Source organism: Sphingobium sp. IP1, assembly GCF_002708645.1.
GTDB lineage: Bacteria > Pseudomonadota > Alphaproteobacteria > Sphingomonadales > Sphingomonadaceae > Sphingobium > Sphingobium yanoikuyae.
In genome coordinates, this window is sequence record NZ_NOIW01000278.1 from 1 (window position 1) to 251 (window position 251).

Genomic DNA, 251 nt, shown 5'->3' on the forward strand with positions numbered 1-251 from the left:
AGCCCGGCAGGACGTGTTCGATTACATCGAGATGTTCTACAATCCGGTCCGCAAGCAGGTCAGGAACGGGATGCTGTCCCCCGCACAGTTCGAACGGCAGCAGATTTTGAAAGCAGAAGGCGTCTAGGCCGTAAACTCATAAAAAGCCTTGAGGATTGGCGATTGGCGTGATTCAGAGGCCTCCAGAGTTGGAGGGCTTGATGGCACGGCGGCGGTACGAACTGACAGATCGGGAATGGGCGATTATCGAG

1 protein-coding gene is annotated in these 251 nt (G+C 55.4%); it reads left to right on the forward strand.

Annotated features, from left to right (window positions below; all coding sequences use genetic code 11):
• On the forward strand, positions 1-127 hold a 127-nt coding region (locus tag CG471_RS29950; protein WP_218964300.1), incomplete at its 5' end, for an IS3 family transposase.
• Positions 128-251: the final 124 nt, after the last annotated feature.